22 protein-coding genes are annotated in these 26,720 nt (G+C 53.6%); 8 read left to right on the forward strand and 14 right to left on the reverse strand.

The genetic code is table 11. From position 1 onward, the window contains the following. The first annotated feature begins 139 nt into the window (after positions 1 to 139). From AB182_RS06025 to AB182_RS06035, 3 genes are read left to right on the forward strand one after another with little or no spacing between them, the layout of a single operon-like run. Positions 140 to 2,122 (forward strand): tetratricopeptide repeat protein, encoded by a 1,983-nt coding sequence (locus AB182_RS06025; protein ID WP_047369303.1) that lies wholly within the window; start codon positions 140 to 142, stop codon positions 2,120 to 2,122. 39 nt (positions 2,123 to 2,161) lie between these two features. Next, complete coding sequence (locus AB182_RS06030) at positions 2,162 to 2,968, forward strand: AraC family transcriptional regulator (protein ID WP_047369304.1); 807 nt, start codon at positions 2,162 to 2,164, stop codon at positions 2,966 to 2,968. A gap of 49 nt (positions 2,969 to 3,017) precedes the next feature. Continuing rightward, a complete protein-coding gene (locus AB182_RS06035) occupies positions 3,018 to 3,668 on the forward strand; it encodes a LysE family translocator (RefSeq protein ID WP_047369305.1) in 651 nt (216 codons plus the stop codon). Positions 3,669 to 3,708: 40 nt separating this feature from the next. Here the strand turns inward: AB182_RS06035 and AB182_RS30290 are convergent, their stop codons facing one another. After that, positions 3,709 to 3,900 (reverse strand): YfgG family protein, encoded by a 192-nt coding sequence (locus AB182_RS30290; protein WP_064572410.1) that lies wholly within the window; start codon positions 3,898 to 3,900, stop codon positions 3,709 to 3,711. A 341-nt stretch (positions 3,901 to 4,241) separates the two neighbouring features. Between AB182_RS30290 and AB182_RS06040 the strand changes: the two genes are divergently transcribed. Then, positions 4,242 to 6,470 (forward strand): sensor domain-containing phosphodiesterase, encoded by a 2,229-nt coding sequence (locus AB182_RS06040; RefSeq protein ID WP_047369306.1) that lies wholly within the window; start codon positions 4,242 to 4,244, stop codon positions 6,468 to 6,470. 2 nt (positions 6,471 to 6,472) lie between these two features. Here the strand turns inward: AB182_RS06040 and ppx are convergent, their stop codons facing one another. The 4 genes from ppx to purM all read right to left on the reverse strand — a co-directional run bounded on the left by ppx (position 6,473) and on the right by purM (position 11,988). Next, complete coding sequence (gene ppx / locus AB182_RS06045; protein WP_047369307.1) at positions 6,473 to 8,014, reverse strand: exopolyphosphatase; 1,542 nt, start codon at positions 8,012 to 8,014, stop codon at positions 6,473 to 6,475. Positions 8,015 to 8,017: 3 nt separating this feature from the next. Beyond that, positions 8,018 to 10,084 (reverse strand): polyphosphate kinase 1, encoded by a 2,067-nt coding sequence (gene ppk1 / locus AB182_RS06050; protein WP_047369308.1) that lies wholly within the window; start codon positions 10,082 to 10,084, stop codon positions 8,018 to 8,020. Positions 10,085 to 10,315: 231 nt separating this feature from the next. Beyond that, positions 10,316 to 10,954 carry a phosphoribosylglycinamide formyltransferase gene (gene purN, locus AB182_RS06055; RefSeq protein ID WP_047369309.1) on the reverse strand — a complete coding sequence of 213 codons (639 nt, stop codon included), beginning with the start codon at positions 10,952 to 10,954 and terminating at the stop codon, positions 10,316 to 10,318. Further along, positions 10,951 to 11,988: a phosphoribosylformylglycinamidine cyclo-ligase gene (gene purM / locus AB182_RS06060; RefSeq protein ID WP_047369310.1), complete on the reverse strand. Its 1,038-nt coding sequence runs from the start codon at positions 11,986 to 11,988 to the stop codon at positions 10,951 to 10,953. Before purM ends, purN begins: the two co-directional genes overlap by 4 nt. 277 nt (positions 11,989 to 12,265) lie before the next feature. On the opposite strand from purM, the gene upp reads away from it, so the two are divergent. From upp to AB182_RS06075, 3 genes are all read left to right on the forward strand, one after another. Then, entirely contained in the window at positions 12,266 to 12,892 is a 627-nt protein-coding gene (upp, locus tag AB182_RS06065) for a uracil phosphoribosyltransferase (protein ID WP_039079688.1), read from the forward strand. 274 nt (positions 12,893 to 13,166) lie between these two features. After that, positions 13,167 to 14,456 carry a uracil permease gene (gene uraA, locus AB182_RS06070; protein ID WP_047369311.1) on the forward strand — a complete coding sequence of 430 codons (1,290 nt, stop codon included), beginning with the start codon at positions 13,167 to 13,169 and terminating at the stop codon, positions 14,454 to 14,456. Between the two features lie 96 nt (positions 14,457 to 14,552). Beyond that, positions 14,553 to 15,254 carry a DnaA inactivator Hda gene (locus AB182_RS06075; RefSeq protein ID WP_071845843.1) on the forward strand — a complete coding sequence of 234 codons (702 nt, stop codon included), beginning with the start codon at positions 14,553 to 14,555 and terminating at the stop codon, positions 15,252 to 15,254. 34 nt (positions 15,255 to 15,288) lie between these two features. Here AB182_RS06075 and arsC read toward each other — a convergent pair whose 3' ends face one another. Together arsC and bepA are read right to left on the reverse strand one after the other, a co-directional pair. Further along, complete coding sequence (gene arsC, locus AB182_RS06080) at positions 15,289 to 15,648, reverse strand: arsenate reductase (glutaredoxin) (protein ID WP_047369313.1); 360 nt, start codon at positions 15,646 to 15,648, stop codon at positions 15,289 to 15,291. A 12-nt stretch (positions 15,649 to 15,660) separates the two neighbouring features. Continuing rightward, positions 15,661 to 17,124 carry a beta-barrel assembly-enhancing protease gene (gene bepA, locus AB182_RS06085; protein ID WP_047369314.1) on the reverse strand — a complete coding sequence of 488 codons (1,464 nt, stop codon included), beginning with the start codon at positions 17,122 to 17,124 and terminating at the stop codon, positions 15,661 to 15,663. 222 nt (positions 17,125 to 17,346) lie between these two features. Between bepA and AB182_RS06090 the strand changes: the two genes are divergently transcribed. Next, positions 17,347 to 18,417, forward strand: a complete 1,071-nt coding sequence (locus tag AB182_RS06090; protein ID WP_047369315.1) for an AI-2E family transporter — start codon at positions 17,347 to 17,349, stop codon at positions 18,415 to 18,417. Between the two features lie 84 nt (positions 18,418 to 18,501). Here AB182_RS06090 and focA read toward each other — a convergent pair whose 3' ends face one another. From focA to AB182_RS06125, 7 genes are all read right to left on the reverse strand, one after another. Beyond that, positions 18,502 to 19,359 carry a formate transporter FocA gene (gene focA / locus AB182_RS06095; protein ID WP_047369316.1) on the reverse strand — a complete coding sequence of 286 codons (858 nt, stop codon included), beginning with the start codon at positions 19,357 to 19,359 and terminating at the stop codon, positions 18,502 to 18,504. 135 nt (positions 19,360 to 19,494) lie between these two features. Continuing rightward, complete coding sequence (locus tag AB182_RS06100; RefSeq protein WP_047369317.1) at positions 19,495 to 21,444, reverse strand: sigma 54-interacting transcriptional regulator; 1,950 nt, start codon at positions 21,442 to 21,444, stop codon at positions 19,495 to 19,497. Between the two features lie 225 nt (positions 21,445 to 21,669). Next, complete coding sequence (locus AB182_RS06105) at positions 21,670 to 22,080, reverse strand: formate hydrogenlyase maturation HycH family protein (RefSeq protein WP_047369318.1); 411 nt, start codon at positions 22,078 to 22,080, stop codon at positions 21,670 to 21,672. Continuing rightward, the gene (locus tag AB182_RS06110; RefSeq protein WP_047369319.1) at positions 22,073 to 22,849 is read right to left on the reverse strand and encodes an NADH-quinone oxidoreductase subunit B family protein; all 777 of its coding nucleotides are present in this window, start codon (positions 22,847 to 22,849) and stop codon (positions 22,073 to 22,075) included. Before AB182_RS06110 ends, AB182_RS06105 begins: the two co-directional genes overlap by 8 nt. Further along, on the reverse strand, positions 22,846 to 23,394 hold the full coding sequence (gene hyfH / locus AB182_RS06115; RefSeq protein WP_047369320.1) for a hydrogenase 4 subunit H: 549 nt from the start codon (positions 23,392 to 23,394) through the stop codon (positions 22,846 to 22,848). Before hyfH ends, AB182_RS06110 begins: the two co-directional genes overlap by 4 nt. Positions 23,395 to 23,404: 10 nt before the next feature. Further along, complete coding sequence (locus AB182_RS06120; protein ID WP_047369321.1) at positions 23,405 to 25,132, reverse strand: hydrogenase large subunit; 1,728 nt, start codon at positions 25,130 to 25,132, stop codon at positions 23,405 to 23,407. Further along, positions 25,129 to 26,718, reverse strand: a complete 1,590-nt coding sequence (locus tag AB182_RS06125) for a hydrogenase 4 subunit F (protein WP_047369322.1) — start codon at positions 26,716 to 26,718, stop codon at positions 25,129 to 25,131. The genes AB182_RS06120 and AB182_RS06125 overlap by 4 nt, the downstream gene beginning before the upstream one ends. Positions 26,719 to 26,720 lie beyond the last annotated feature (2 nt).

Below are 26,720 nucleotides of genomic sequence, written 5' to 3' on the forward strand. Positions count from 1 at the left end.
TGTATGCCCTGGATTTGCTCATCGACGTTTTATCTATATTGCGCTTGCGGCCTCATCGGATACGAGGAAGGCGAGAGCGAAGGGCGAATCATGATCGGAACACGGACTTCAGCCCACCTCATTCGCCACGATGCTCACTATGTTTAAAAAACTTCTCTCGGCTCTTAGCGGCAAAAAAGAACAAACCCCAGGCCCTGCGGAATCTGACTACACGCAGGCAGAACACGTCCCGGTTCCAGATGAAGAGATGATTGTCGCCTGGGACGCCAACGGGCGAGAGATACATATCGCCCGCAACGACTGGCGTAACCGTGTTTTCCTGCCCGGTCTTGCGCAAAAGTGGAATAACGCGGCAGAACTTTATGATGCAATCCTGAGCGGCCTGAACGATGGTTTTGCCGCCGATCTTATCCCTGCTGCCTCGCGTCTGGTGGAGATTGACGACGATCCCGAACGCAGCCATACCATTCAGGGCATTGTGCTGATGGAAAATAAACGCCTGGTCGAGGCTGAAAGCACGTTGCAGGCGGGTATAGCGAAAGTCGGGGCCACGGGAACATTGCTGACTAATCTGGCCAAAGTTTTGTCTCACAAGGGTGACGATGGCCGTGCCGAGGAACTGCTCTGGCAGGCTATTGAAGCCGATCCGAATCTCGATAACGGCTTGCTCTGGTGGGCGAGTATTAAGCAGGAGCGTGAAGGGGAAGCGGGATATGTCGCGGGGCTGCGGACCGTTGCAGCGCTGCCCGGATCCTGGCGTGCACAACTCTGGCTGGCGCGCTATTACCTCGAACATAGCAATGTTGCGGCTGCCAGAGCGCTGTATGACGACGTACTGGCGCAGGGGCAATACGACGGCAGTTCGCTGATGATGATCTCAGGCGATCTGGGTAGGAACGGCGAAATACCGCTGCTTGTTGAACTCATCGCCCCTGTGTATGACGAAAAGCGCCACGATCCGATGGCCGGTATTAATTTGCTGCGCGCTTATCAGGAGCTGGGCAATCCCGACGAGGGGGAAAAGCTGTTGAGCCGGATGTATGCGCTGGACTACCCGCCGCTTAAACAGTATCTGGATGAATCCGCCCGCGCCTTTCAGACGATGCGCGAGCAGCATGCGCAAGGTACCCCCACCGATCCGGGCGAGGTGGAAATCAATACGCTGGCCCTTACGCAGCCTGTCTGGCAGTACGGGCTGTGTAATGCCGACTGGCTTTTCGGGCAGAAACCGCAAGAGGCAAACACAATTGGTTTCTTTGTGCTGAGTAAAATCGACGATGACGCGACACCGTCCGAGTCGCAGCGTGAGGATGACCTGGGACGTCTTACTCGTGCTATTCCTCTGTATCTTGCCGAAGCAACCCACTACTGGAGCGATTATGCTGCCCGTTGTTATGTCCAGGTCGCTGCGGGCATCGGGCCGGTTGTCTCAACCCATCCGTTTGATGGTTATGGGCTGTTCGACCTTGTGCCGCCAGAAATGAAATACTTTGTGACCGGGGAGATCGGCTGTTCAGGAGAGGGGCCGCAACGTCAGTGGCAGCTTACTCTCAGCCTTTGGGATTGTACTCAACGGACCCAATGCGCGACTGAGAGTGGTACGGTAGCGCAGTCTGATTTGGGAGCGCAGGTGCTTAAGATGGAGCAAGGTCTGCTGGCGAAAATGGGACCGGTGAACCCTCAGCCGCTGGATACGTTCTATGCGCGTCCCTCCGTTGATGCGATGGATATCTATCTTGGTGAACTGGGTCAGGCTTTTATGTTAACGCTGGTCGCCAACCAGCAGGTGCCCCGTTCCGCCGTATGGGGTGAGCGGACAATGCTGGAGTGGCCGCTGAATATGGCATTGCAATGGCCGCAGGCGGAAGTGCCGAAAATGATGTACTTCTCCGGGCTGGGGAAAGCTTTTGATTACCAGTCAGAAGTGCTGGCTGAATATAAAACGCGTACGCTGGAACTATTACGCACCGCCACGCAGGAAAATAGCCCGGCGGCACAACTGGCGCCTCTGGTCTGGAAAATATTCGCCATGGAAGATGAATTCAGCGCCGGGCAGCAAAATATGCCACCGCAAACCAGTCCGGCCTATACTGAGTGGCTTACGCGCGTTGCCGAAAAGTAGCTGTGTCGAAGGATGGAATAATGTGAGGAGGAAGGGGAGATGACAACGCGGAATATTGAACAACGCTTCTGGCGCTCTTCGCGTGTGCCGTGGATCGAATGGCGTTCTACCGTAGACAGTACACAGGCCTACAAACTGCACCAGCACCCTCAGTTATCCATTGGCGCGATTATCGACGGCGAGACCCTCACGCGTTGCCGCGACCGTGAATATCACCTCTATCCGGGCGATATGGTGCTGATTGCTCCCCGTGAAGCGCACAGTTGCAACCCGACAGCAGAACGTCCACGTAGTTATCACATGTTATACCTTGATGAGGCGTGGTGTTTGCAACAATTGGGGGGGGCGCCGGGGGAATATCTTTACTGTGCACAGACCGTATTACGCACACCTTCCTTCTTCACCGCCTTTATGCACATTATTTCTCTAATGGAAGATAACCAGGTCGGGGCATTACAAGAGGCGGTACGCGCGCTGCTTGTCAGCCTGCCTGGCCTGCAAACTGCGATGCAGCCGGCTGAATTTTGCAACCACCTGCAAACGACGCTGCTGGCCGATATTCAGCAACCGCCGTCGCTGGATTGCCTGGCACAGCGGTACACGTTGCGTAAAGAGACGCTGATTCGCCAGTTCAAGCTGGCAACAGGGCTTACGCCAGGAGCCTGGGTTAATAATGCCCGTGTGGAGTTTGCCAAAGTGCAGTTGCGGGCGGGCAGAGATATTGCCGATGTGGGTTATCAAAGTGGTTTTGCCGATCAAAGCCACTTCCACCGTACGTTCGTCAGTTTTACCTCATCCACGCCCCGGCAGTATGCGCTGGGGCGATCAATATCAGACAATAATTAAGTCGGCCAACGCCATAAAGTGACCTCGTCGTTTTACTGATGAGGTCGCTATGTCTCTATTACCCGAATTTATTCCCGCCGCGTTTCCACTGCTTGCGCTTTCACATTTTGTCGCACTGGTAAGCCCCGGTCCCGATTTCTTTTTGCTCGCCGGGTATGCCATCCGTTATCGCCTACGGGGAAGTGTCGGGATTGGTCCGGGGATCGCGCTGGGAAATGCGGTCTATATTGTGCTGGCGATGTATGGCTGGCGGCTGTTGCAGGATTATGCAGTGCTGTTTCGTCTGATTGAGATTGCCGGAGCGCTGTATTTAATCTGGATTGGCGGCCATCTGTTACGCAGTCGTAAGCAGAACCTGGCGCTCAGCGCTACCCGGATGGATTGCCCGTCGTGGCGAAAACAGTTCCTGCTTGGGCTGGGGTCTGCGTTGCTTAATCCCAAAAATGCGCTTTTTTACCTGGCACTGATGACCTCAATTCTTGGCACAAATGTCACCTTTCCACAGCAGCTCTTTTCCGGCGCATGGATGAGCCTGGTGGTACTGGCGTGGAATCTGGCAATCGCGGCGTTGATTGGATTATCCGCTGTACAGGTGCGTATCACAGCATATGTACACATTATCGAGCGCACAGCCGGAGCGATCCTCGCCGGATTTGGCGCGGTGATGATCCTGACGATGGTGCGTCATGCGGTGATGTGACCAATCCCACGTAAAGACGTGTGTGAATAAAAACAGTACGTTAGCGTTGCGCAGAGGAATCGATAGGTTGGCTTACTTGTTGTGACTGGAGCTTATCCTGATGATGATACCAGGCACCGATTGAGGAATAGATAAAACGACCAAAGAAAAAGATAAAGCTGATAAGAAGTACGATACGGGTCATGCGACTGTCAAATCGATGTCGTTTTCGCATAGGGGTTGCCTGACTCACAAAAGGTTCCTTAAGGTATACCCTCAAAAAAGGGCGACTTTGACATTAAGGCACAGAGTGCGGACAAGGTCAATTCTTCGCCATGTAAAATTTCACCCGTGGAAAATATTAATCAATTTTATATAAAATAAATTAAGTATTTAAGTCATGAATGCTAATCTGCCTCTCTTTTTAAAAAGCGTAAAAATTAATTAATTCGGCGAGTTTTATTTGATATGCATCAATCACTGGATGCCCTACAGAACTAAAATTCACGCTCATTTGCTATTTACGCGTTTACAGTCAGGTTGGATGCCTGCCTGAAATACCCATTGGGAAATTGGGTTTTTTGTCGAGCATCTATGACTTCGTTGAAAAAATATCATCAGCATAAAGATAAATGGTGGGCATTACCGCTCGTGTTGCCTTGTCTTTTGCTGCCACTGTTTAACCTGGCGAATACCTATACCCATGTCGCGGGTGAAACGGTTGTACTTTTCTCTTTGCCAATGGCGCTGATGTTCAGTCTGATGGTGGTCTTTGGCTGGGCGGCGCTACCCGGTATGATTCTCGCACTGGTACTGCATATCGGCACGCACGATATCTCTGAACTTGTCGCGCAAATTTTTCATTTACTTATTCCCGTGGTGATCAGTTGGGGCGGCTATCGTGTTTTTGTTACGCGTCGGCAAAATATTGCCTACGGAAACTCCGCCTTTATTGCCCAACGCATGTTCTGGCAGGTCTTTTGCCCGTCAACGATTTATTTGATTATTCTCGAGTTCGTTATCTGGCTGGCGTTGTACGACACGGATTTTAGTAAGACTGACATATTGTCGCTGAATATTCATTTGCTGATTGATTATCAGGCATTACTGGTCGGTACTATGACTGGCATTCCTCTGTGCTATTTGGTTATTCGTATCGTTCGTCATCCGCGTTATCTGCGAAGCTGGTTATCGCAACTGCGCCATGAATTCGATCCAAAAGTGACCCGCTGTGAGATGGTTATCTGGCTGAGTATCCTGACGGGATTGGTCATTCTTTTGCTCATGCCACTGAATGAAAATAGCTCCATTTTCAGCACCAATTACACACTCTCTCTGGTCTTGCCTGTCATGTTGTGGGGCGCGTTGCGCTATGGATACCGGTTTATATCGGTGCTCTGGACGCTGCTGTTGATGGTTTCGGTACACTATTTTTATCGCTATCTTCCCGTCTATCAGGCTTATGAAATTCAGTTGGCTATCGCCTCGTCGAGCTACCTGGTCTACTCGTTTATCATTCTTTGCGTATCGGTACTGGCGACCCGGCAACGGCATGTTCACGCCCGTGCCCGTCGTCTTGCCTATCTTGATCCCGTTGTTCAGATACCCAATCTGCGCGCCCTTAACCGTGCGCTGGCGGGTTCGCCCTGGTCCGTGCTCTGCTATTTAACGGTGCCTGAACTGGAAGTCCTGGGGCGTAACTATGGCGTGATGCTACGTATTCAGTACAAGCAAAAACTGTCGGACTGGCTTAAAAACAGCCTTGATGATGATGAACGTGTCTACCATCTTTCTGGTCATGATCTGGCCATTCGCCTTAACACCCAGTCGCACCAGAGCCGTATAGACGCGCTGGATGCCCGAATTAAGGCGTTTCGTTTCTTCTGGGATGATATGCCGCTACAGCCACAGGTAGGTATGAGCTATTGCTATGTACGCTCGCCGGTGCAGCATCTTTACTTGCTTCTTGGCGAACTGAGTACCATTGCGGACCTGTCGCTGGCGACAAATCATCCGGAAAGCTTGCAGCACCGTGGGGCGGCGAACCTTCAGCGAAGCCTCAAGGATAAAGTGGATATGATGAACCGCCTGCAGCTCGCGCTGGAGGAGAATCGCTTTAGTTTGCTGGTGCAGCCTATCGCCGGGATGCGCGGTGATAATTACCACGAAATTCTGCTGCGAATGAATGAAGAGAACGGCCAGTACATTAACCCGGATGATTTTCTGCCGGTAGCCCATGAGTTTGGTCTGTCGTCACGTATCGACCTTTGGGTTGTGGAGCATGTCCTGCATTTTATGTCTGCTCATCGCGCAACGTTACCCGCACAGCGTTTTGCCATTAACCTGTCGCCTGCCTCCGTGTGCCGGGCGCAGTTTTCTCTGGATGTGGCCCGCCTGTTGAAAAAGTATGGCGTCGAGGCATGGCAGTTGATCTTCGAGATTACCGAAAGTAACTCGTTAACGAATCTGGAGCAGGCAAATCAAACGCTCGGCCAGTTGCAAAAAATGGGCTGTAGCGTAGCGATTGACGATTTTGGTGCCGGTTATGCCAGCTATGCGCGGCTGAAAAATGTGAATGCCGATATCCTGAAAATTGACGGTAGTTTTATCCGCAATATCGTTTCCAACAGTCTGGATTACCAGATTGTCGCCTCAATTTGCCATCTGGCGCGCATGAAAAAAATGCGGGTCGTGGCGGAGTACGTCGAGAATGAAGAGATACGCAGCGCAGTGGTTGCGCTGGGTATCGATTATTTGCAGGGGTATTTGATTGGCAGACCAGAGCCGCTGGAAAATCTGCCAGGGCAGATCCAGGCGGCCTGATGCTATGCGGCCACGCCGGGTGACTGCTCTTCTTCGACTTTGAGTCGCCAGCCGGTGACGGCCTCCCAGTATTCCTGTTCCCGTTCCAGGTCGAACAGAACCAGCGCATTCTGGCTGAACCAGTCATGCGGGAAGCTCAGCGTCCAGTGGTTATCATCGGTCTTGAGGCGCAGGGTCGGCGGCGTCGTTGTCGCCTGACGCTGGTTGTTCAGCAACACCCCCAGGCGCAAGAGCTGAATTAACGGCAGGTAGTGCTTTTTCTTAAACAACGTGAAGCGCGGTAAATCATCCAGCTTTATCGCTTTACGGTGATAGCGCACCAGCGTGGCCATCATCAACTGCTGTTCCTGGTTATAACCGGGCAGATCGCTGTTTTGCAGAATATAAGCCGAGTGACGATGCATTCCGCTGTGGTTAATATTCAAACCGACTTCATGCAGCATGGCTGCCCATTTGAGCAGCGCCGCCAGCTGCGGGTTGATGAGTTTCGGGTTTTGCGCCTGCCACTGATCGTAGATGTGCATGGTGGTTTCCAGCACGCGACGCGCCTGTTCACGATCGATGTTGTACTGATTGGCAAGGCTCTGCGCCGTGCGGCTGCGGATGTCCTGATGACGGAAACGGCCTTCCATTTCATACAGCACGCCTTCGCGCAGCGCACCGTCTGAGAGGCGTAACTCGTTAATCGCCAGGGCGTCAAAAACCCCGCAGAGAATGGCCAGACCTGGGGCGAAGACCGCTTTACGTTCATCGGACAGACCCGGTAAGTTCAGCTCGTCGAAGCTTTTGAACTTCACGACTTCGGCAATCAGTTTTTTCAGGCGCTCAGGGGTGATAGAACCATCCTTTTCCCCTAGTGCCAGCAGAACTTCGTGGGCCGCTTTGATGGTGCCGGATGCGCCAAGCGCGACATCCCAGCCCTGAATTCTAAACTGCCAGGCCAGCGTTTCCAGTTTCTGCGTCGCTGCAACGCGGGCGCGCTGGAAGTTTTCCGCATTGATGGTTCCGCCCGGAAAATAAAGCTGCGCGAAGCTGACGCAGCCCATTCGACGGCTTTCCACCAGTTTGGGTTCAAAATCTTCGCCAATGACCAGTTCCGTCGAACCGCCGCCGATATCAATAACCAGCTTGCGGCCTTTTTCCGGCTGCGTGTGTTCGACACCCATAAAAATCAGGCGCGCTTCTTCGTTACCAGAGATGATTTCAATGGGGTAGGGAATAACCTTTTCCGCTCGTTTAAGGAACTCCGGTGCGTTGAGCGCCTGACGCAACGTGTGGGTTCCCACAATACACACGCTTGACGGATCAAAGCCTTGCAGGCGTTCCGCGAACAGCGACAGACAGGCGAGACCGCGCTCCATAGCCTCTTCACTCAGCATATTATTGCTGTCGAGGCCATCCGCCAGATGTACGCGTTGTTTCAGACGGCCAATGATCTGCATGGCGCCATCAACAACGCGGGCAATCACCATATGAAAACTGTTCGAACCCAGGTCGACCGCAGCGAATTCCTGCGGTCGTGCTGTCTTTTCATTTATCGGCATAGATTAGTCAGACTGTTCAAGTGATGTCAGATATTCATGAATCGCGAGCTGCGCGCGTACTTTACGGCGGTTGCCGCGCGGCACATATCGATTACTCAGCTCTTTATCGACGTAGCGTGCTTTGACGGTATCACTGAACAGAAGATCAATGATATCCAGTACCTGCTGTTTAAGGCGCGGATCGAGCAACGGCGCCGCTACTTCAATACGGTAATCGATGTTTCGCGTCATCCAGTCAGCAGACGACAGATACACTTTTTTATCGCCGCCATTCTCAAAAATATAGATGCGATCGTGTTCAAGGAAACGGTCAACAATGCTAATTACGCGAATATTATCGCTGATGCCTTCCAGTTGAGGGATAAGCGAGCACATACCGCGCACCAGTAAATTCACCGGCACGCCAGAACTGGAGGCCGTATACAGCCGGTCAACCAGACCTTTATCCACCAGATTGTTGATTTTCAGCGTAATTCCGGACGGAATACCGTTCTGCGCATTGGCAATTTCGGTGTCGATCATTTTGTACAGCAGATCGCGCGAGTTTTGCGGCGATACCAATAAATAATCGAAATTCACCGGACGGTACGGGTTCTCAATAAAGTTAAACACCCGGCGCACTTCGTTGGTGATACGCGCATCGGCGGTCAGCAAGGAGTAGTCGGTATAGATTCGCGCGGTCTTTTCGTTAAAGTTGCCGGTACCGATATGAGCGTAACGCACCACTTCGTCGTTTTCCATACGCGACACCAGGAACAGCTTGGCGTGGATTTTCAGACCCGGCGCCGAGAAGATCACCTGCACGCCGGCTTCGGTCAGACGCTTCGCCCAATGGATGTTAGCTTCTTCATCGAAACGCGCCTGCAGCTCAACCACCACGGTCACTTTCTTGCCGTTATGGGCGGCGTGGATCATGGAGTCGATAATGCGCGAGTCTTTCGCTACGCGGTAAATGTTGATTTTTATCGCCAGCACGCTTGGGTCAAACGATGCCTGGCGCAGCAGTTCCAGCACATGCTCAAAGGTGTGATATGGGTAATAGAGCAGCACATCGCGTTCGCGAATGGCGTCAAAACCGTTGCGGAACTTATCAAACCAGACATGGCGCAGGCGCGGTAACGGTTTGTTCACCAGGTTCGCTTTCCCGACGTTCGGGAAGCTAATAAAGTCTTTAAAGTTATGGTAGCGGCCGCCGGGGATAATGGAGTCATAACGGGAAATGGTCAGTTTCTCGCGCAGCATCTCAACCATGGCATCCGGCATATCACGCTGGTAAACAAAGCGTACCGGCTCTGCCGTCAGACGCTGTTTCAGGCTTGAAGACATCAGCTCCATCAGGCTCGATTCCATCTCGTGCACCAGATCGTATTCGGCGTCACGGGTCATTTTCATCGAGTAGGCGTTCAACGCGTCGTAATCAAAGAAACCTTTGAAGATATCATCCAGGCAATAACGCAGGATATTATCCAGCAGGATCATCGGTTTGCGACGGCGCGGCGCTTCCGGCGGCAGATTCACGAAACGCGGCACTTTATCAGACGGAATTTCCAGCAGGGCGTAGCGAATATCATCGCCACGGATAATTTCCACCGCCAGATAGGTATAGTCGTCCTTTAAGAAGCGAATCAGATTGGTTTCGCGATTAATCAGCGTCGGGGTAATGTGCTGGCGCAGATACTGTCGGAAATAGTGACGCAGCCAGTTTTGCTGATTGGCGGAAAGCTGGCGTTCATTAATCAAAAAGATTTGATTACGCGCCATTTCCAGCAGTAGTTCGTTATAGAGACCGTCAAATTCCTGATCGGCTTTCAGTACGCGAGACTGGATTTTACCAAGCAGGTGGCGTGAATGGGTGTTGGTGCCTTGTCCTTGTTCTTCGCTAATAATGATGCGGCGTTTCAGTTCTGCAAAGCGAACTTTATAGAATTCATCAAGGTTGTTGGAATAAATCCCTAAAAAGCGCATGCGTTCAATGAGCGGGTTACTCTTATCCGCCGCTTCCTGCAGAACGCGCTCGTTAAAGCACAACCAACTTAGTTCTTTTTCCAGATATAGCTTTTCCTGACCCATTACAACTTACACTCCGGTTAACTCTCGGGACACGGCAATTTCTTCTCGCTATGGCAGTGCCCTCGTGTGCAGGTAAACGTGTTGGCGTTCGTTTGAGTGACATCCCTATTATGGCGAGCTTTGCCAGTAGATGTCCAACTGTGACAGATAAGTATGACAGTAATCCGGTTTTACCCGCAGAAAGGTGTTGCGCGCAACGTTATGTTACGCGCAGGCAAAGAAAAGAACTGCTTAATCGGCCGCGTAGCCCTGTTCTGGCAGGCAAATGCCGTCAAGCCAGGCTTTGTTTTCTTGCATAGCCAGACGGCCATCGACAAACCAACTCACGACCAGCGGGTAAATCGCATGTTCCTGCGTCTGGACGCGGGCGGTCACGTCTTCTTCGGTATCGCCCTCAAACACCGGCACCTGTGCCTGTAAAATCACCGGGCCGCCGTCCAGTTCGTCGGTAACAAAATGCACGGTGGTACCGTGAACTTCATCGCCATTCTCCAGGACCTGGCGGTGGGTGTGTAAACCGGGATATTTAGGCAGCAGGGAAGGGTGAATATTGATCAGGCGGCCAGTGTAATGCGCCACGAAGGCCGGACTGAGGATACGCATGTAGCCAGCCAGCACAACGATATCCGGGGCGTAAGCGTCAATCTCCTGCATCAGTTCGCGGTCAAATGCTTCGCGACTGGCAAACTGAGAGGCAAGAAGCGCATGGGCGGGAATATTGGCTTCCCGCGCACGCTCAAGGCCGAATGCGTCGGCTTTGTTACTGAATACTGCCCGGATGGTGCCATTGATTTTCTTCTGCTTGCAGGCATCAATTATCGCCTGCAAATTGCTTCCGTTGCCGGAAATGAGCACCACAATGTTTTTCATTCAATGACCACGCGTTCACTGGAATCGGATGCTTTGATGATACCGATTTTCCACGCGTTTTCACCTTTGGCATTCAGGAATGCGATGGCTTTATCTGCTTCATCAGCAGGCAGGGCGATAACCATACCGACACCACAGTTAAAGGTGCGATACATCTCATGACGACTGACGTTGCCCGCCGTTTGCAGCCAGTTGAAGACGGCAGGCCATTGCCAGGAAGACTCGTCGATTATCGCCTGGGTGTTGTCCGGAAGTACGCGCGGGATATTTTCCCAGAAGCCGCCGCCGGTCAGATGCGCGATAGCGTGCACATCTGCGTTTTCAATCAGCTCAAGGATCGATTTCACATAGATGCGGGTCGGGGCCAACAAGTGATCGGCCAGGGATTTGCCTTCAAGCTGTGTCGTCTCAGGGTCGCAACCGCTCACTTCGATGACTTTACGTACCAGAGAGTAGCCGTTGGAGTGTGGACCGCTGGACGCCAGTGCAATCAGGACATCGCCGTCGGCCACGCTGGAACCGTCAATGATCTCTGATTTTTCAACGACGCCAACACAGAAACCGGCAACATCGTAATCTTCGCCATGGTACATGCCCGGCATTTCAGCGGTTTCGCCGCCAACCAGCGCACAGCCTGACTGCAGACAGCCTTCCGCGATACCGTTGATAACACTGGCTGCGGTGTCGACATCCAGTTTGCCGGTTGCGTAATAGTCGAGGAAAAACAGCGGCTCTGCGCCCTGAACGACCAGGTCATTCACGCACATGGCCACCAGATCGATGCCGATGCTGTCGTGACGTTTTAGATCCATCGCCAGACGCAGTTTGGTACCTACGCCGTCAGTGCCGGAAACCAGTACTGGCTCACGATATTTTTGCGGCAATGCGCACAGCGCGCCGAAGCCGCCCAGACCGCCCATGACTTCCGGACGACGGGTTTTCTTCACCACACCTTTGATTCGGTCAACCAGAGCATTGCCTGCGTCAATATCAACACCGGCATCTTTGTAGCTAAGAGAGGTTTTATCGGTCACTGCTTGAGTCCCCACGCGTTTGCTTGCGGTTCACCCGTCATATTTCAGGCTGTTACCCGAACTAATCCGGTTTTGGAAATAAAATTCGGCGCAATTCTAACAGTGAAGGCAAACGTTTGCGAGTCCATTATTTCAGGCCGTTGAGGATTCTTACGGTATACTCTTTTCCAGTCTGTTTGATCCGGATCAACGCCGCACCTGTAGCGTGGCGGAGAAAAAGCGGTATAATCCGGCGATTTTTTTTGTGGCTGCCACCGTTTTGGGGAAGGAGAAGAGTATGAAGGTCGTGGAAGTAAAACACCCACTCGTCAAACACAAGCTGGGCCTGATGCGTGAAAATGACATCAGCACCAAACGCTTTCGTGAACTCGCCTCGGAAGTCGGTAGTCTGCTGACCTATGAAGCGACCGCCGATCTGGAAACTGAACGTGTGACTATCGAAGGCTGGAATGGCCCGGTAGAAGTCGAACAAATCAAAGGCAAAAAAATCACCGTCGTCCCTATTCTGCGTGCCGGTCTGGGCATGATGGAAGGGGTGCTGGAACACGTTCCGAGCGCGCGCATCAGCGTGGTGGGTATCTATCGTAATGAAGAGACCCTGGAGCCGGTGCCGTACTTCCAGAAACTGGTTTCTAACATCGACGAGCGTATGGCGCTGGTCGTTGACCCGATGCTGGCAACGGGCGGTTCTATGATTGCCACCATCGACCTGCTGAAAAACGCAGGCTGCCACAGCATCAAAGTGCTGGTGCTGGTTGCTGCCCCGGAAGGCCTCGCTGCGCTGGAGAAAGCGCACCCGGACGTTGAGCTGTACACCGCGTCCATTGACAAGGGCCTCAATGAGCACGGATACATTATTCCGGGTCTCGGCGATGCCGGCGACAAAATCTTTGGTACGAAATAAATGCTTTAAAAATCAAAAGCCGACTTTGAAAGTCGGCTTTTTTTTGGCGTAAACCAGAACAGAATCCGCCTGATTTCATGATGCAGTCCACAAAACTGCAGCATGCGTGATGAGCGGAACATATACCCTAAACAATTCGAATTGCAGGCAGGCGGCACGCGAGCGAATCCTGATTATCTTACTCTGGTAAGTGCTTCGGGTGAACGAGTACGGCCAACGCACCTGCGACCAGAAGGGTGACGGGGATAAACAACAACACTCAGAGGAAAACACTATGACGCGCCGTGCTATCGGGGTGAGTGAAAGACCGCCGCTTTTACAGACAATCCCGCTTAGTTTGCAGCACTTGTTCGCTATGTTTGGCGCAACCGTGCTGGTGCCAATCCTGTTTCATATTAATCCGGCCACCGTACTGTTGTTTAATGGTATCGGGACGCTGCTTTATCTCTTTATCTGTAAGGGCAAAATTCCGGCTTACCTGGGATCGAGCTTTGCGTTTATTTCGCCGGTACTGTTGCTTCTGCCGCTGGGCTACGAAGTGGCGCTGGGTGGCTTTATCATGTGCGGCGTGCTGTTTTGCATTGTCTCCTTCATCGTGAAGAAAGCGGGCACCGGCTGGCTGGATGTAATGTTCCCGCCTGCGGCAATGGGCGCAATCGTTGCCGTCATCGGTCTGGAACTGGCCGGCGTCGCTGCCAATATGGCCGGTTTGCTGCCTGCGGAAGGTCAGTCTGCTGATTCCAGAACCGTCCTCATCTCGATGGTAACGCTGGGTGTGACCGTATTTGGTTCCGTACTGTTCCGTGGTTTTATGGCGATAATCCCGATTCTGATCGGTGTGCTGGCTGGTTATGCGCTGTCGTTTGCGATGGGTGTGGTTGATACCACGCCGATTGCCAATGCGCACTGGTTCGCGCTGCCAACCTTCTATACGCCGCGTTTCGAATGGTTTGCTATCTTCACCATTTTGCCTGCGGCGCTGGTGGTGATTGCTGAGCACGTGGGCCACCTGGTCGTTACCGCAAACATCGTGAAACGCGATCTGATCCGTGACCCGGGCCTGCACCGTTCCATGTTTGCCAATGGCTTCTCAACGATTATTTCCGGTTTCTTCGGCTCAACCCCGAACACCACCTATGGCGAGAACATTGGCGTTATGGCGATCACCCGCGTCTACAGTACCTGGGTTATCGGTGGCGCGGCCATCATCGCGATTCTGCTCTCCTGCGTGGGTAAACTGGCGGCGGCAATTCAGATTATCCCGGTACCCGTAATGGGCGGCGTTTCTCTGCTGCTGTACGGGGTAATCGGCGCATCCGGTATTCGCGTGCTGATCGAGTCCAAAGTGGATTACAGCAAAGCGCAAAACCTGATCCTGACGTCCGTTATCCTGATCATCGGCGTCAGCGGCGCGAAAGTGCACATTGGCGCGGCTGAACTGAAAGGCATGGCGCTGGCGACCATCGTCGGTGTTGCGCTGAGCCTGATCTTCAAACTGATCAGTGTCCTGCGTCCGGAAGAAGTGGTACTGGACGCCGAAGACAGCGAAGCGAATCAGCATTAATCGTTGCTCTGCAAACCGGGCGTCGTGCCCGGTTCAAACGCGGTAAAGTTTTATGATAAACTTACCGCGTTTTGTTAAAGCCCTGTTGAGGTACGTCTGAACACACCGGCGCAACTTTCCCTGCCACTCTACCTTCCTGACGATGAAACTTTTGCGAGTTTCTGGCCGGGCGATAACCCTTCTTTGCTGGCGGCGTTGCAAAATGTCCTGCGCCAGGATCATAGCGGATACATCTATTTCTGGTCGCGCGAAGGGGCAGGACGTAGCCATCTGCTTCATGCAGCCTGTGCTGAGCTGTCGCAGCGTGGCGATGCCGTCGGCTATGTGCCGCTCGATAAACGCACCTGGTTTGTACCGGAAGTGCTTGAGGGGATGGAACATCTCTCGCTGGTCTGCATCGATAATATCGAGTGTGTCGCAGGCGATGAGCCCTGGGAGATGGCCATCTTCAATCTCTATAACCGCATTCTGGAATCAGGCAAAACGCGGCTATTGATCACCGGCGATCGTCCGCCACGGCAGTTGAATCTGGGGTTGCCCGATCTGGCTTCTCGTCTGGACTGGGGACAGATCTACAAGCTGCAACCGCTCTCTGACGAAGATAAAGTTCAGGCGCTACAGCTGCGGGCGCGGCTGCGCGGATTTGAGTTACCGGAAGATGTGGGACGTTTTCTGCTCAAGCGGCTGGATCGCGAAATGCGCACGCTGTTTGATACGCTCGATCAACTTGACCGCGCGTCAATTACCGCCCAGCGTAAGCTGACCATTCCCTTCGTAAAAGACATTCTGAAACTGTAGGCCCGGCAAGCATCGCACCTCCGGGCCTGCGACGTTAGTTGACGATCTCAAGGACCTGCTCTGGCGGACGACCGATGCGCGCCTGCCCGTTCGCCACGACGATCGGACGTTCCATCAGTTTGGGATTATCAAGCAGCGCCTGCAACAACGCCTCTTCTGAGAGATGGCTATCCCCCAGTCCCAGCGATTTATAGAGATCTTCTTTCTGGCGCATCAGTTCACGCGCGCTGGTCATCCCCAGCATATGCAACAACGCTTTGAGCGTGTCGGCATCCGGCGGTGTCTCCAGATACAGGACAACCTGCGGATCAATGCCGTTAGCTTTCAGCAGGCTGAGGGTATCGCGGCTCTTGGAGCAGCGAGGGTTATGGTAAATTTTCACCGCGTCTGTCATCGGTTCTCCTTGTTACATCTTCTGATACGGGCGGAACGTTTTCTGCAACTGACGAAGCTGGTCGATACGCGCATCGTAACGGGCCTGCTGCAGACTGCCCAATTTGACCTGCGAACTGGCGCTCCCCAGCAACGTAATGGCCTGGTCGAGCTTGCCTGTCAGCGCCAGCCCTTCGGCACGCGCCGCCAGCTCTTCATCGCGATGGCCTAAGGTGGCTTCCGCTTGCGCCAGCAGTTCCCAGCCGTTGACATCATCCTTCCAGTTAAAGGTGTAACGGTTGAGTATTGCTTCTGCCGCGGCTGCCTGACCGCCGGTCAGATAGGCGTTTGCCAGGTTGAGCTGTAATACCGGGTTGGTTTTAATTTCTGCCGCATTTTTCAGACGGTTAATCGCTTCGGTGCTCTTGTTCTGCCCTAAATCAATGTCGGTCGCCAGATCGAGATACCAGGCATTTGTCGGATTGGCAGTCAGCAACGGTTGCAGGGTTTTCGCCGCGTCGGCGAAGTTCTTCGCCTCCATGGCCTGTAGGGCACGACCATATTGGGCGGCATGCTGTTCGCGTACATTCCCTTTCGCCCAGGCATCTAACAGATCGCTGGTGAGCTGATTACGCCCGGAATTATACATACCCAACGCTCTGGCTTTGGCCAGGTAAAACTCTTCGGAGGATTGCACGACCACCGGGCGCATCTGATTGGCGCGGTTACGCGCATCGGCAAGACGGCTTTCCGGTAACGGGTGCGTCAGCAAAATTTCCGGCGGGCGTGAAGCGTAACGCGATTGATCAAGCAATTTTTCCAGAAATGTCGGCATTGCCTGTGGATCAAAGCCGGAGCGTTGCAAGACCTGAATCCCGATGCGGTCCGCTTCCTGTTCGTTCTGCTGCGTAAAGGTAATCATGCCCTGTTGCGTACCGGCCAGTGTACCGGTGAGCGCCGCCATCCCGGCCTGCGGGCTTGCCATGGCTAACAGAATGGAGCCAAGCGCGCCAGCCCAGGTGAGGGGGGCGCTGCGTTTCTGGTCTTCCATGGCACGTGCCAGATGGCGCTGGGTCACGTGGGAAATTTCATGCGCCATCACCGACGCCAGCTGGCTTTCGTTGTCCGCATAGCGAAACAGCGCTGAATGCAGTACTACGTTGCCGCCGAAGAAGGCAAAAGCGTTGATCTCGTCATTATTGACTAAGTAGAAATGAAACGGGGTCTTTACTGAGTTTGCATGCGAGACCAGGCGCATGCCCAGTCCGTTAATGTACTGAACCAGTAAAGGGTCGTTGATCAGCGGTGCACTGCCGCGCAACTGGCGGACATAATAGTCGCCCATCTGCATTTCCTGACCAATGGACAGGGTGCTTCCTGCGGAGGTTCCCATATCGGGCAGCGTATCTGCAGAATCCGCAAACGCGGGGATCATCTGGCCGAGCGTCAGCGTGGCGATAAGGGTTGCGACCAGCGTTTTTTTCAACTGCCTGAACATAACCTCAATCCTGTAATTTTTGGGGTAATCATTTGACCTGAGGCGCCGGGGTTCGTTCCGGCAAAATAAAACAGAGAGTTTATCCGCCCTGAAAGGGGAATGACACCGTTTTACCTGCTCACCATGTTTCCTGTAAAGGCGACGAAAAGCGAAGTCTTTTTTGTGACATTTCGATACAATTCCTGAACTCACACCGGTCAATCCGGCTTCTGGAAGGAACATATGCTTGAATTGTTGATGCAGTGGTATCGCCGTCGCTTTAGCGACCCGGAAGCGATCGCGCTGCTGGTCATTTTACTGGCTGGTTTTGTCATTCTCTTCTTCTTTAGCGGTCTTCTTGCGCCGTTGCTGGTCGCCATTGTGCTGGCCTATCTACTTGAATGGCCAACCGTTCGTCTGCAAAGAGTTGGTTTCTCCCGCCGCTGGGCAGCAACAATGGTACTGCTCCTGTTTGTCGGCATTCTGATGATTATGGCATTTGTGGTGATGCCGGTTGCCTGGCAGCAGGGGATGAATCTGATTCGCGACATGCCGGGAATGCTCAATAAACTGTCCGATTATGCCGCCACGCTGCCCCGACGTTATCCGATGTTAATGGATGCGGGCATCATTGATGCCATGGCGGAAAACATGCGTGCCCGAATGTTGGGGCTGGGGGATTCGGTGGTCAAATACTCCCTTGCGTCGCTGGTCGGTCTGCTGACGCTGGCGGTCTATCTGGTGCTGGTGCCTCTGATGGTCTTCTTCCTGGTGAAGGATAAAGAACAGATGCTCAATGCGGTGCGCCGTGTGCTGCCACGCAATCGTGGGCTGGCAGGGCAGGTTTGGAAAGAGATGAACCAGCAGATAACCAACTACATTCGCGGCAAAGTACTCGAGATGATTGTCGTCGGTGTCGCGACCTGGTTAGGTTTTCAACTCTTCGGCCTTAACTATTCCTTGCTGCTGGCGGTGCTGGTGGGATTCTCGGTGCTGATTCCTTACATCGGCGCATTTGTGGTCACAATACCGGTGATTGGTGTGGCGCTGTTCCAGTTTGGCGCGGGCACCGAGTTCTGGAGCTGTTTTGCCGTCTACCTGATAATCCAGGGGCTGGATGGCAACTTGCTGGTGCCCTTGCTGTTCTCCGAAGCCGTTAACCTGCACCCGTTGGTCATTATCCTGTCGGTGATCATCTTCGGCGGCCTGTGGGGGTTCTGGGGCGTATTCTTCGCCATCCCGCTGGCGACGCTGGTGCAGGCGGTGATTCACGCATGGCCGGATACCGTTGCGGTTGACGACCACCACGTCTGACCTGATGTCTTCCCCGCTGGCGCGACGCTTAGCGGGGGCTACTGAGGCTGTATCCGGCTAAGCGCAGCGCCATCCGGGACGCGGTTAGTGCGCGTTATGTTGATTACGCAAATAGATAATCCAGTAGGTAATCCCAACCAGTAATCCGCCGCCGATGATATTACCGATAGTCACCGGTATCAGATTGGCAGTGATAAAATTGCTCACTGTTAATGCCGGAAAATTTTCCGCGCTGGAATGAATACTGGTCCAGAATCCTTCGGGGGCAAAATAACGAATAACAACAGAAAGCGGGATCAAAAACATATTCGCAATGCTGTGCTCGAAGCCGCTGGCGACAAACATGCCAATAGGCAACAGCATCGCCATGATTTTATCCGTTAGCGTATGTCCGGAATAACTCATCCATACGGCCAGACACACCATTAAATTACATAACGTCCCCAGGCAGACGGCTTCAACGAATGTATGATGCATTTTATGATCAGCAGTCTGTAATACATTTAATCCCCAAAGGCCGTTACCACTCATATATTGCCCGGCAAACCAAATCAGCGCGACAAAAAATAGTGCACCGACAAGGTTACCCAAATAGACGATTATCCAGTTGATAATTAACTGTCGCCAGCTTATGAGTCCGCTGGCTTTTGCCATTACCGTCAATACTGTCGAGGTGAACAAATCTGCGCCACAGACCACGACCAGAATGAGGCCCAGCGAGAAGCAGACGCCGCCCGCCAGTTTTGCCAGAGCGGTTGCCGGGGCAGGCCCTGTCGTGACGGTAATATAGAAAACGAACGCAATGGAAATAAATACACCAGCCGTGACCGCGAGAAAGAATGACAGCTCTTTCTTCTTGCTGACTTTATATAAACCTGCCTGTTCGGCAACCTTTGCCATTTCTGCGGGAAGCCGCAGATCAAAAGCATTGCTGGTATCCATGAGAATCTCCTGAGTCTATACATAAATGAGGGAGCCATATCGACACCCGCATTTATATGCATAGGGCGTACCAGCCATTTTGCCGGTATCGCCCTGAAAGCGTTAATTCGCTCACAATTAAACTCAGGAACTAAATTACAATACTTCCCGCACGCTAATACCCAGACGCTGCATACGCGATAACAGCGTGGTGCGTTTCATCCCTAATTTTGACGCTGCGCCGCGCGGCCCGGCGACAATACCGTTTGTTTCCCGCAGCACCTGAATAATGCGCTGACGTTCCTCTTCATCGTTTTCCGGCGGTTCGGTATGCATCATTTCCGCCACGCGGGGAAGGGGAAAAGGAAAGGGATCGTGAGCCACGGGCTGTACCATGCTGCTGGGCTGGGCATTTAAATGCAGGCTCAGCGTATTATCGCGTGATAGCAGCACCGCACGTTCCAGAATATTTTCCAGTTCGCGCACGTTGCCTGGCCACTCATAGCGCATCAACTGGCGCATGGCATCGGCAGGGATCGTGTCGATTTGGCGGTTTAAACGGCGCGCCAGCTTTTGCGTGAAGTACCTGACCAGCAAAGGGATATCGTCCGGGCGATCGCGCAGCGGCGGCAACACCAGCGGGAAGACATTCAGGCGATAAAACAGGTCGTTGCGAAACTCCCGGTCAATGACCATCTGTTTCAGGTCGCGGTTAGTCGCGGCAATGACCCGAACGTTAACGGGAATGGTGCGGGTGCCGCCAATGCGCTCAATCTCTCGCTCTTGTAGCACACGCAATAACTTAGGTTGCAGTTCAATCGGCATATCGCCGATTTCATCGAGAAACAGCGTCCCCCCATCTGCCATTTCAAAGCGTCCACGGTGAGCGTTGATCGCCCCGGTAAACGCCCCTTTATCATGACCAAACAGTTCGCTTTCCAGCAGCGTCGACGGAATAGCGGCGCAGTTGATTTTCACCAGCGGTTTATCTTTGCGCAGACTCATCTGGTGAATAGCGCGGGCGATTATCTCTTTCCCTGTACCGGTTTCGCCAAGAATCAGTACTGTACTGTCACTCAGGGCAACAATATTGACCTGCTGAAGCACATCACGCATGGCGTCGCTTTGATAAATAATGTCGCCAAAACTCTGGCTGGAAAGAATTTGCTCGTTAAGTTTATTGTTCTCGTTTTTGAGATTTTCTTTCAGATGCGTCACTTTGCGATAGGCATCGGCATTATCGACAGCAATGCCAATTCTGTCGGCAATCTGTCGGAGTAATCGACAGTTTTGTGCGTTAAAAATCGACAAATCCCGATGCGCCAGCATCAGCACGCCAGTGGACTGATGGCTAAAAGCCAGCGGCAGAATAAACACCGTCTCCAGGCCTTGCGCATCGAGTTGTTGCAGCAGGGGATCGTTTAGCCACCTTTGCGGCTCGTCCTTTTTTTGCAACAGGGTCGCATGATTTTCATTGAGCGCCGTATGCAGCAACGGGCTTTCACTGCGTAACGGGTATTGCTGGCTTTTCGGCGGGTGTACCGTGAAATCCGTCGCGTTCCACATAAGCTGACGCGAGCGCAGGGCATCACGGAGCACCATTGAGACTGTGTCTACGCCAAAGAAGCGGTGGATCTCCCGCGAGACATCCGCCACCAGTTCATCAATATCGAGATGCGACAGTACTGAGTTGGTGATATCGACCAGTACCCGGTCATGGTCAAGTTCCTGGCGCAACAGTGAAACGGATTGTTCAAGCTTGTCGCGTTCGATATCGCCCTCTAAACCTTGCGCCGCGAGGCGTGCCAGCCAGGCAAACATGGTGCTGTCTTTTTCGCAAAATTTACCGCCATCGGTGCGCACAAAGCGCAACTCGGCCATGGTTTCCCCGGCAAGTAAAATCACCTGGGTCGAGCTATCGCTGATTGAACCGGCATATTCACTGGTGCAGAACTCAACGCTTCCGTCGTCAAAACAGCGGTAGAATCGCGAATTACTCAGGCGAAGTTCGACAAACTGAATGGGGCTGAACGGAGGGGGTAGAGGAATGAACGCCCGCAGGACGGACGCCTTATCTTTCTGTTCCAGCAAATGCTGTAAAATCATGGATACTGCATCCTTCCAGAATCAATTGTGCAGAAAAGCAGACAGAAACAGCCATAAATCAACATAATGTGACTTCCTTATCCGTTTTTTCATATCAAGTGATTGTGCTTCGGTAAGAGAGCGGGCCACCCGGTATACTACTATACCCCCTTATTTTGTAGTGTTACCCGCTTCACGTATAGTTAATTGTCATACGAATTGACATTTTATTGATATCACTAATGGTTAATCCAGCCGCCGCACCATCAGATAAATCGCCGGTTCACCGGCAATATCCTGCAATTGTTGCAATATGAGCTGACTCCAGCCGCGCCAGGGATCATCCGCGTCTTCCGCCAGTTTAGCAAATGCGGGGGCCAGTTTATTGACGTGACTGGCATCAATGATGATTTCGCCAAACGTCAGCAGCCCCTGCATTTTCTTGCGTGCGCCGTCTTCCAGTAACGCAAGCCAGCGCTCGTAATCGGCAAGGGGGCATTCCAGTACCACGTTGAGGCAGTCAATTACCCCCACGTGGTGACCAATTGCCAGCGAGTAGTACATCACCTGGCGGCTCTTTTCCTCGACATTGACGCTGTCATCGACAAACTTCTGCCGCAGCGTCCAGAACATTACTTTGCTGCCCTGTTCAGACATGCTTCCCCTCCATCTCGGCGCGCAGTTGCTGCACGATGGTGTCCAGGCGCGGATCGGCGGCCTGTTGCAGCCAGGCATTAATGCGTGCTGAGCTTTCGCGTGGGTCGCCTTCGGTCAACAGTGCGAAGAAGTGATCGGCAATTTCACGCCCCTGGCGATAGCCTGCCAGACGACGCGCCAGCCGTTCGATGTTGACGCGCATGGCCAGCGGTACGGCAGGCCAGCGGACGCTCGCCGTTTCATTTTCAGCCTGGTGATGATCTTCTGCGTGCAGTTTCTGCTCCAGCAGGCCGAGCGCGACGGCGAAACCGTGTACCGTTGCCGCCGGGGTCGGCGGGCAGCCTGGGATCCATACGTCAATAGGCACAATGGTATCGCTGCCGCCCCAGACGCTGTAGAGATCGTGGAAAATACCGCCGCCGACCCCGCATGCGCCATAGGAAATTGCGATTTTGTGGTCAGGCGCGGAATGCCACGCACGCAGCGCGGGCATACGCATGGCGCGCGTGACCGCGCCGGTAAACAGTAAAATGTCAGCGTGACGCGGCGAGGCGACGACTTTAATGCCGAAGCGTTCGGCATCGAACAGCGGGGTAATCGCGGCGAAGATCTCGATTTCACAGCCGTTACATCCCCCGCAGTCCACGCGGTAAACATAGGCAGAACGTTGAATATCGCGAAGCAGCACTTGCTTGAGTTTTTGCGCTTGTTCATCCAGCGTTATGGGCTGACTGACATGCTGCTTTAACGTCAGGGAATCGGCGCTCATGCTTGCTCCTCAATATAATAATGAACGTTGGTGCTGCCGCGATGCTCCAGTGCCGCCCGACGTTTGCATGCCGGGCAGACATTCGCCTGGGCGCGCAGTGTTTCCACAAGCGTCGGGTTCGATTGATGAAGCGCCAGCAATTCAGCCGCCAGGGCGACGGATTTTTCCGGCGCAAACGGCGCATGGCACTCACTGCAGTGCTGCAACCGAAAGGTCGCGCGCACGTAGAGATCTTCTTTGCGGGTCACCGCCAGCTCAAACTCTTCTGACAGGCGAATGGCGTGCGTTGGGCACACCTCTTCGCAGCGGCCGCAGTAGATGCAGCGGCCGATAAACAGTTGCCAGATGCGGGCGTTGTCATCCGGATGGGTTTCCATCGTCAGCGCGTTAGCAGGGCAGGCGGTGGTACAGGCACCGCAGGCGATACACTGCTCGGGATTGAGCTCGGGTTTCCCGCGAAATCCGGGGCAGACATCCAGCGGCGCAAACGGGTATTTCACCGTGACTTCGCCCGCTCTGATAATGGTTTTCCACAATTTAAGCATCGTATCTTCCTTATCTCAGCGGCGAATTGCGACGTTCAATACTGTAACGCTCGATCTCTTTGTACGGTACGGTGGTGGATTTGCGTTTACGCACATCCACCAGCGTGACGCGGTCCGTACAGGAATAGCAGGGGTCGAGGCTACCGATAATCAATGGCGCATCGGAAACGGTATTACCGCGCAGCATATAGCGCAGCACCGGCCAGTTAGCATAGGTCGCCGCACGGCAACGCCAGCGGAACAGCTTCTGGTTATCGCCGAGCATGCTCCAGTGCACATCTTCGCCGCGCGGCGCTTCGACATAACCCAGTGCGAATTTATGCGGCTTGTAGCTGAACCCTTCGGTCAACAGCGAAGTGTCCGGCATATTGTCGAGGGCAAATTCAATCATCGAGAGGGAATCAAGCGTCTCTTTGATACGCACCATCACGCGTGAGAAAACATCCCCGGCAGGCCAGCTAAACAACGTTTTCGGCAGATTACCGTAGTCAGCATAAGGATGGTCAAAGCGCAGATCACGCTGAAAACCACTGCCGCGAATCAGCGGGCCGACCGGGCTATAATCGCGCGCAATCTGACGGTCCAGCACCCCGACCCCCTGGGTACGCTGTGCCATATTTGGCGTTGAGAGCAGCATATCCACCAGTTGAATCACTTCTGCGCGCATCTCTTTCACCAACTGGATGGTTTTAATGCGCTGCTCTTTCAGGATGTCGCGCCGCACGCCGCCTATCAGGTTCAGGCCGTACGTTTTACGCGAACCGGTCAGCAGTTCAGCCATGGTCATCGATTTTTCGCGGATGCGGAAAAATTGCATAAAGCCGGTATCGAAGCCGACAAAGTGGCTGGAAAGGCCGATGTTTAACAGGTGGCTGTGCAGACGCTCTACTTCCAGCAGCACTGAGCGGATGGTGTGAGCGCGTTGCGGTACCACAATGCCCAGCGCGTTTTCCACCGAGGTGGTGTACGCCACGCTATGGGCGAAGCCGCAAATCCCGCAGACGCGGTCTGACAGGAAAGTCACTTCGTTATAACCCATGCGGGTTTCTGCCAGTTTTTCCATCCCCCGGTGAACGTAGAACAGACGGTAGTCGGCATCGACAATGCGCTCGCCATCAACAAACAGACGGAAATGGCCCGGTTCGTCGGACGTGATATGCAACGGACCGATGGGCACGATACGCGCCGAGCTATCGCCGTCATTGATAAACGGGTAGTTTTCCGTATCGGTGGTCGGTTCCGGACGCAGACGATAATCCATGGTGTCTTTGCGCAGCGGATGCAAATCGTCCGGCCAGTCGTCCGGCAGTACCAGACGGCGCTGATCCGGTAAGCCCACCGGAATCAGCCCGTACATGTCGCGAATTTCACGCTCGCCCCAGACGGCGGCGGGCACTTTCGGGGTGACGGAGGGGAATTCACGTGTGTTGGCATCGACCAGCGCTTTAACCACAATCCAGCATTTTTCCGCCCCTTCCATAGAAAGGGCGTAGTAGACCGCGTAATGACCATTGAGGGTACGTTCATCGTTACCGAATAACACCGGTAACCAGCCGTCATGCTGGTAATAGAGATAATGAACGATATCCGGTAGCAGATTGAGTTTTACCGTAATGGTGGTCTGCTCAAAGGTTTGCCGCTCTTCTTCAAGAATGGCACCGGGAAATTGCGCGTTCAACGCCGCAAGGCAGGCACCGCCACGAGGGGCATCGAGACTGACACTCTCTAAATAACTCACTTTAACTCTCCCTGAACCCGCGCGGGTGTTGCGGTTGCGGCGGTGGTGTCAAACGACGCCCACAGCCAACTGAATTGTGTTGATTGTTCATCATTACCGGACATCACAATGGCCGAGGCGTTTGCCAGCATTTTGCTTACCGGTTGCGGAATATGGGTCCCCATCACCAGCATCATCACCAGCAAAATGACCATCGGCACCGTGGTCAGCCAGCCCAGTTCGCCGCTGGCGACTTCCTGGGGCGGTGCGGCAAACAGCGCTCTGGCGACCATGCGCACCAGTCCGCCAAGCACGATCGTCAGCAACAGCAGCAGAACGATGGTCACCAGCAGATGATCCGCCGCCAGCCCGGCGGTGACGGTCATAAACTCACTGAGGAAAATATTGAAAGGGGGCATTCCGCCCAGTGCCAGCGCGCCGCCGCCAAGGAGGACCGCGGTAAACGGCATGACTTTCAGCATGCCGCACACCACGTCCAGGTTACGGGTGCCGTATTTCAGCAGCACGTTGCCGGAACCGCAGAACAACAGTGTTTTGGCCAGGCTGTGGTTCAGTGTGTGCAGCAGTGCGGCGAGAATGCCCAGCGGGCCGCCGATACCGAGCGCCACCGCCACCAGCCCCATATTTTCCACACTGGAGTAGGCAAGCAGACGTTTCATATCCTGTTGGACAAGGATAAAGAACGCCGCCACCGCGACGGAAAGCAGGCCGAAGATCATCAGCAACGTATTGGGGAACGTGCTGCCGATAGCATGGCAGATGATGATGTAATAGCGAATCAGCACCAGCAGCGCGCAGTTCAGCAGCACCGCTGAGAGCAGGGCGCTTACCGGACTTGGCGCTTCACTGTGGGCATCCGGCAGCCAGGCGTGCATCGGGAACAACCCGGTTTTGGTCCCAAAACCGATCAGCACGAAGACAAATGCCAGTACCATCAATGTTGGGTCGAGTTTGCTGCTCTCTTTAAGGACTTCGGTCCAGAAAATCGCGTGATCGGGCTCTGCCATAAAGCTGGCGGCGTTGGCGTACACCAGTACGGTACCGAACAGGCCAAACGCGACGCCCACGGTACAGATGATGATGTATTTCCACGCGGCTTCCAGTGAAGAACGCTGGCCGTAAATCCCCACCAGAAACGCAGAGCTCAGTGTCGTGGCCTCAATGGCTGCCCACATGACAATCAGGTTGTTACTGGTGACTACCAGCAGCATGGTGAAGAGAAACAGATGGAAGAAACCGTAGTAATTGCACAGAGTGCCGACGGTAATTTCCCCGTGATCGACTTCATGGCGCATATAGCCAATGGAATACAACCCGGTAATAAAACCGATGATCCCAAGAAGCGACAAGAACAGACCGCTTAGACTGTCAATATGTAGCCAGCGATGGGCGGCAAAAATCTCACTCGCAGTCACCGCTTCTGCGACCGTCCACAGTGCCACGACCATCAGCACGGTGATACCGACGAAATGCACGGCGGTGACCAGACCGCGCGCGGCATTCCCTCGAAGACGGCACAGGAAGCAGAGTGCGGAAATGACCAGCGGCGTGAGCAGCAGCAAGGTGAACATCAATGCGTGACTCATGT

The organism is Phytobacter ursingii, from assembly GCF_001022135.1.
Lineage (GTDB): Bacteria > Pseudomonadota > Gammaproteobacteria > Enterobacterales > Enterobacteriaceae > Phytobacter > Phytobacter ursingii.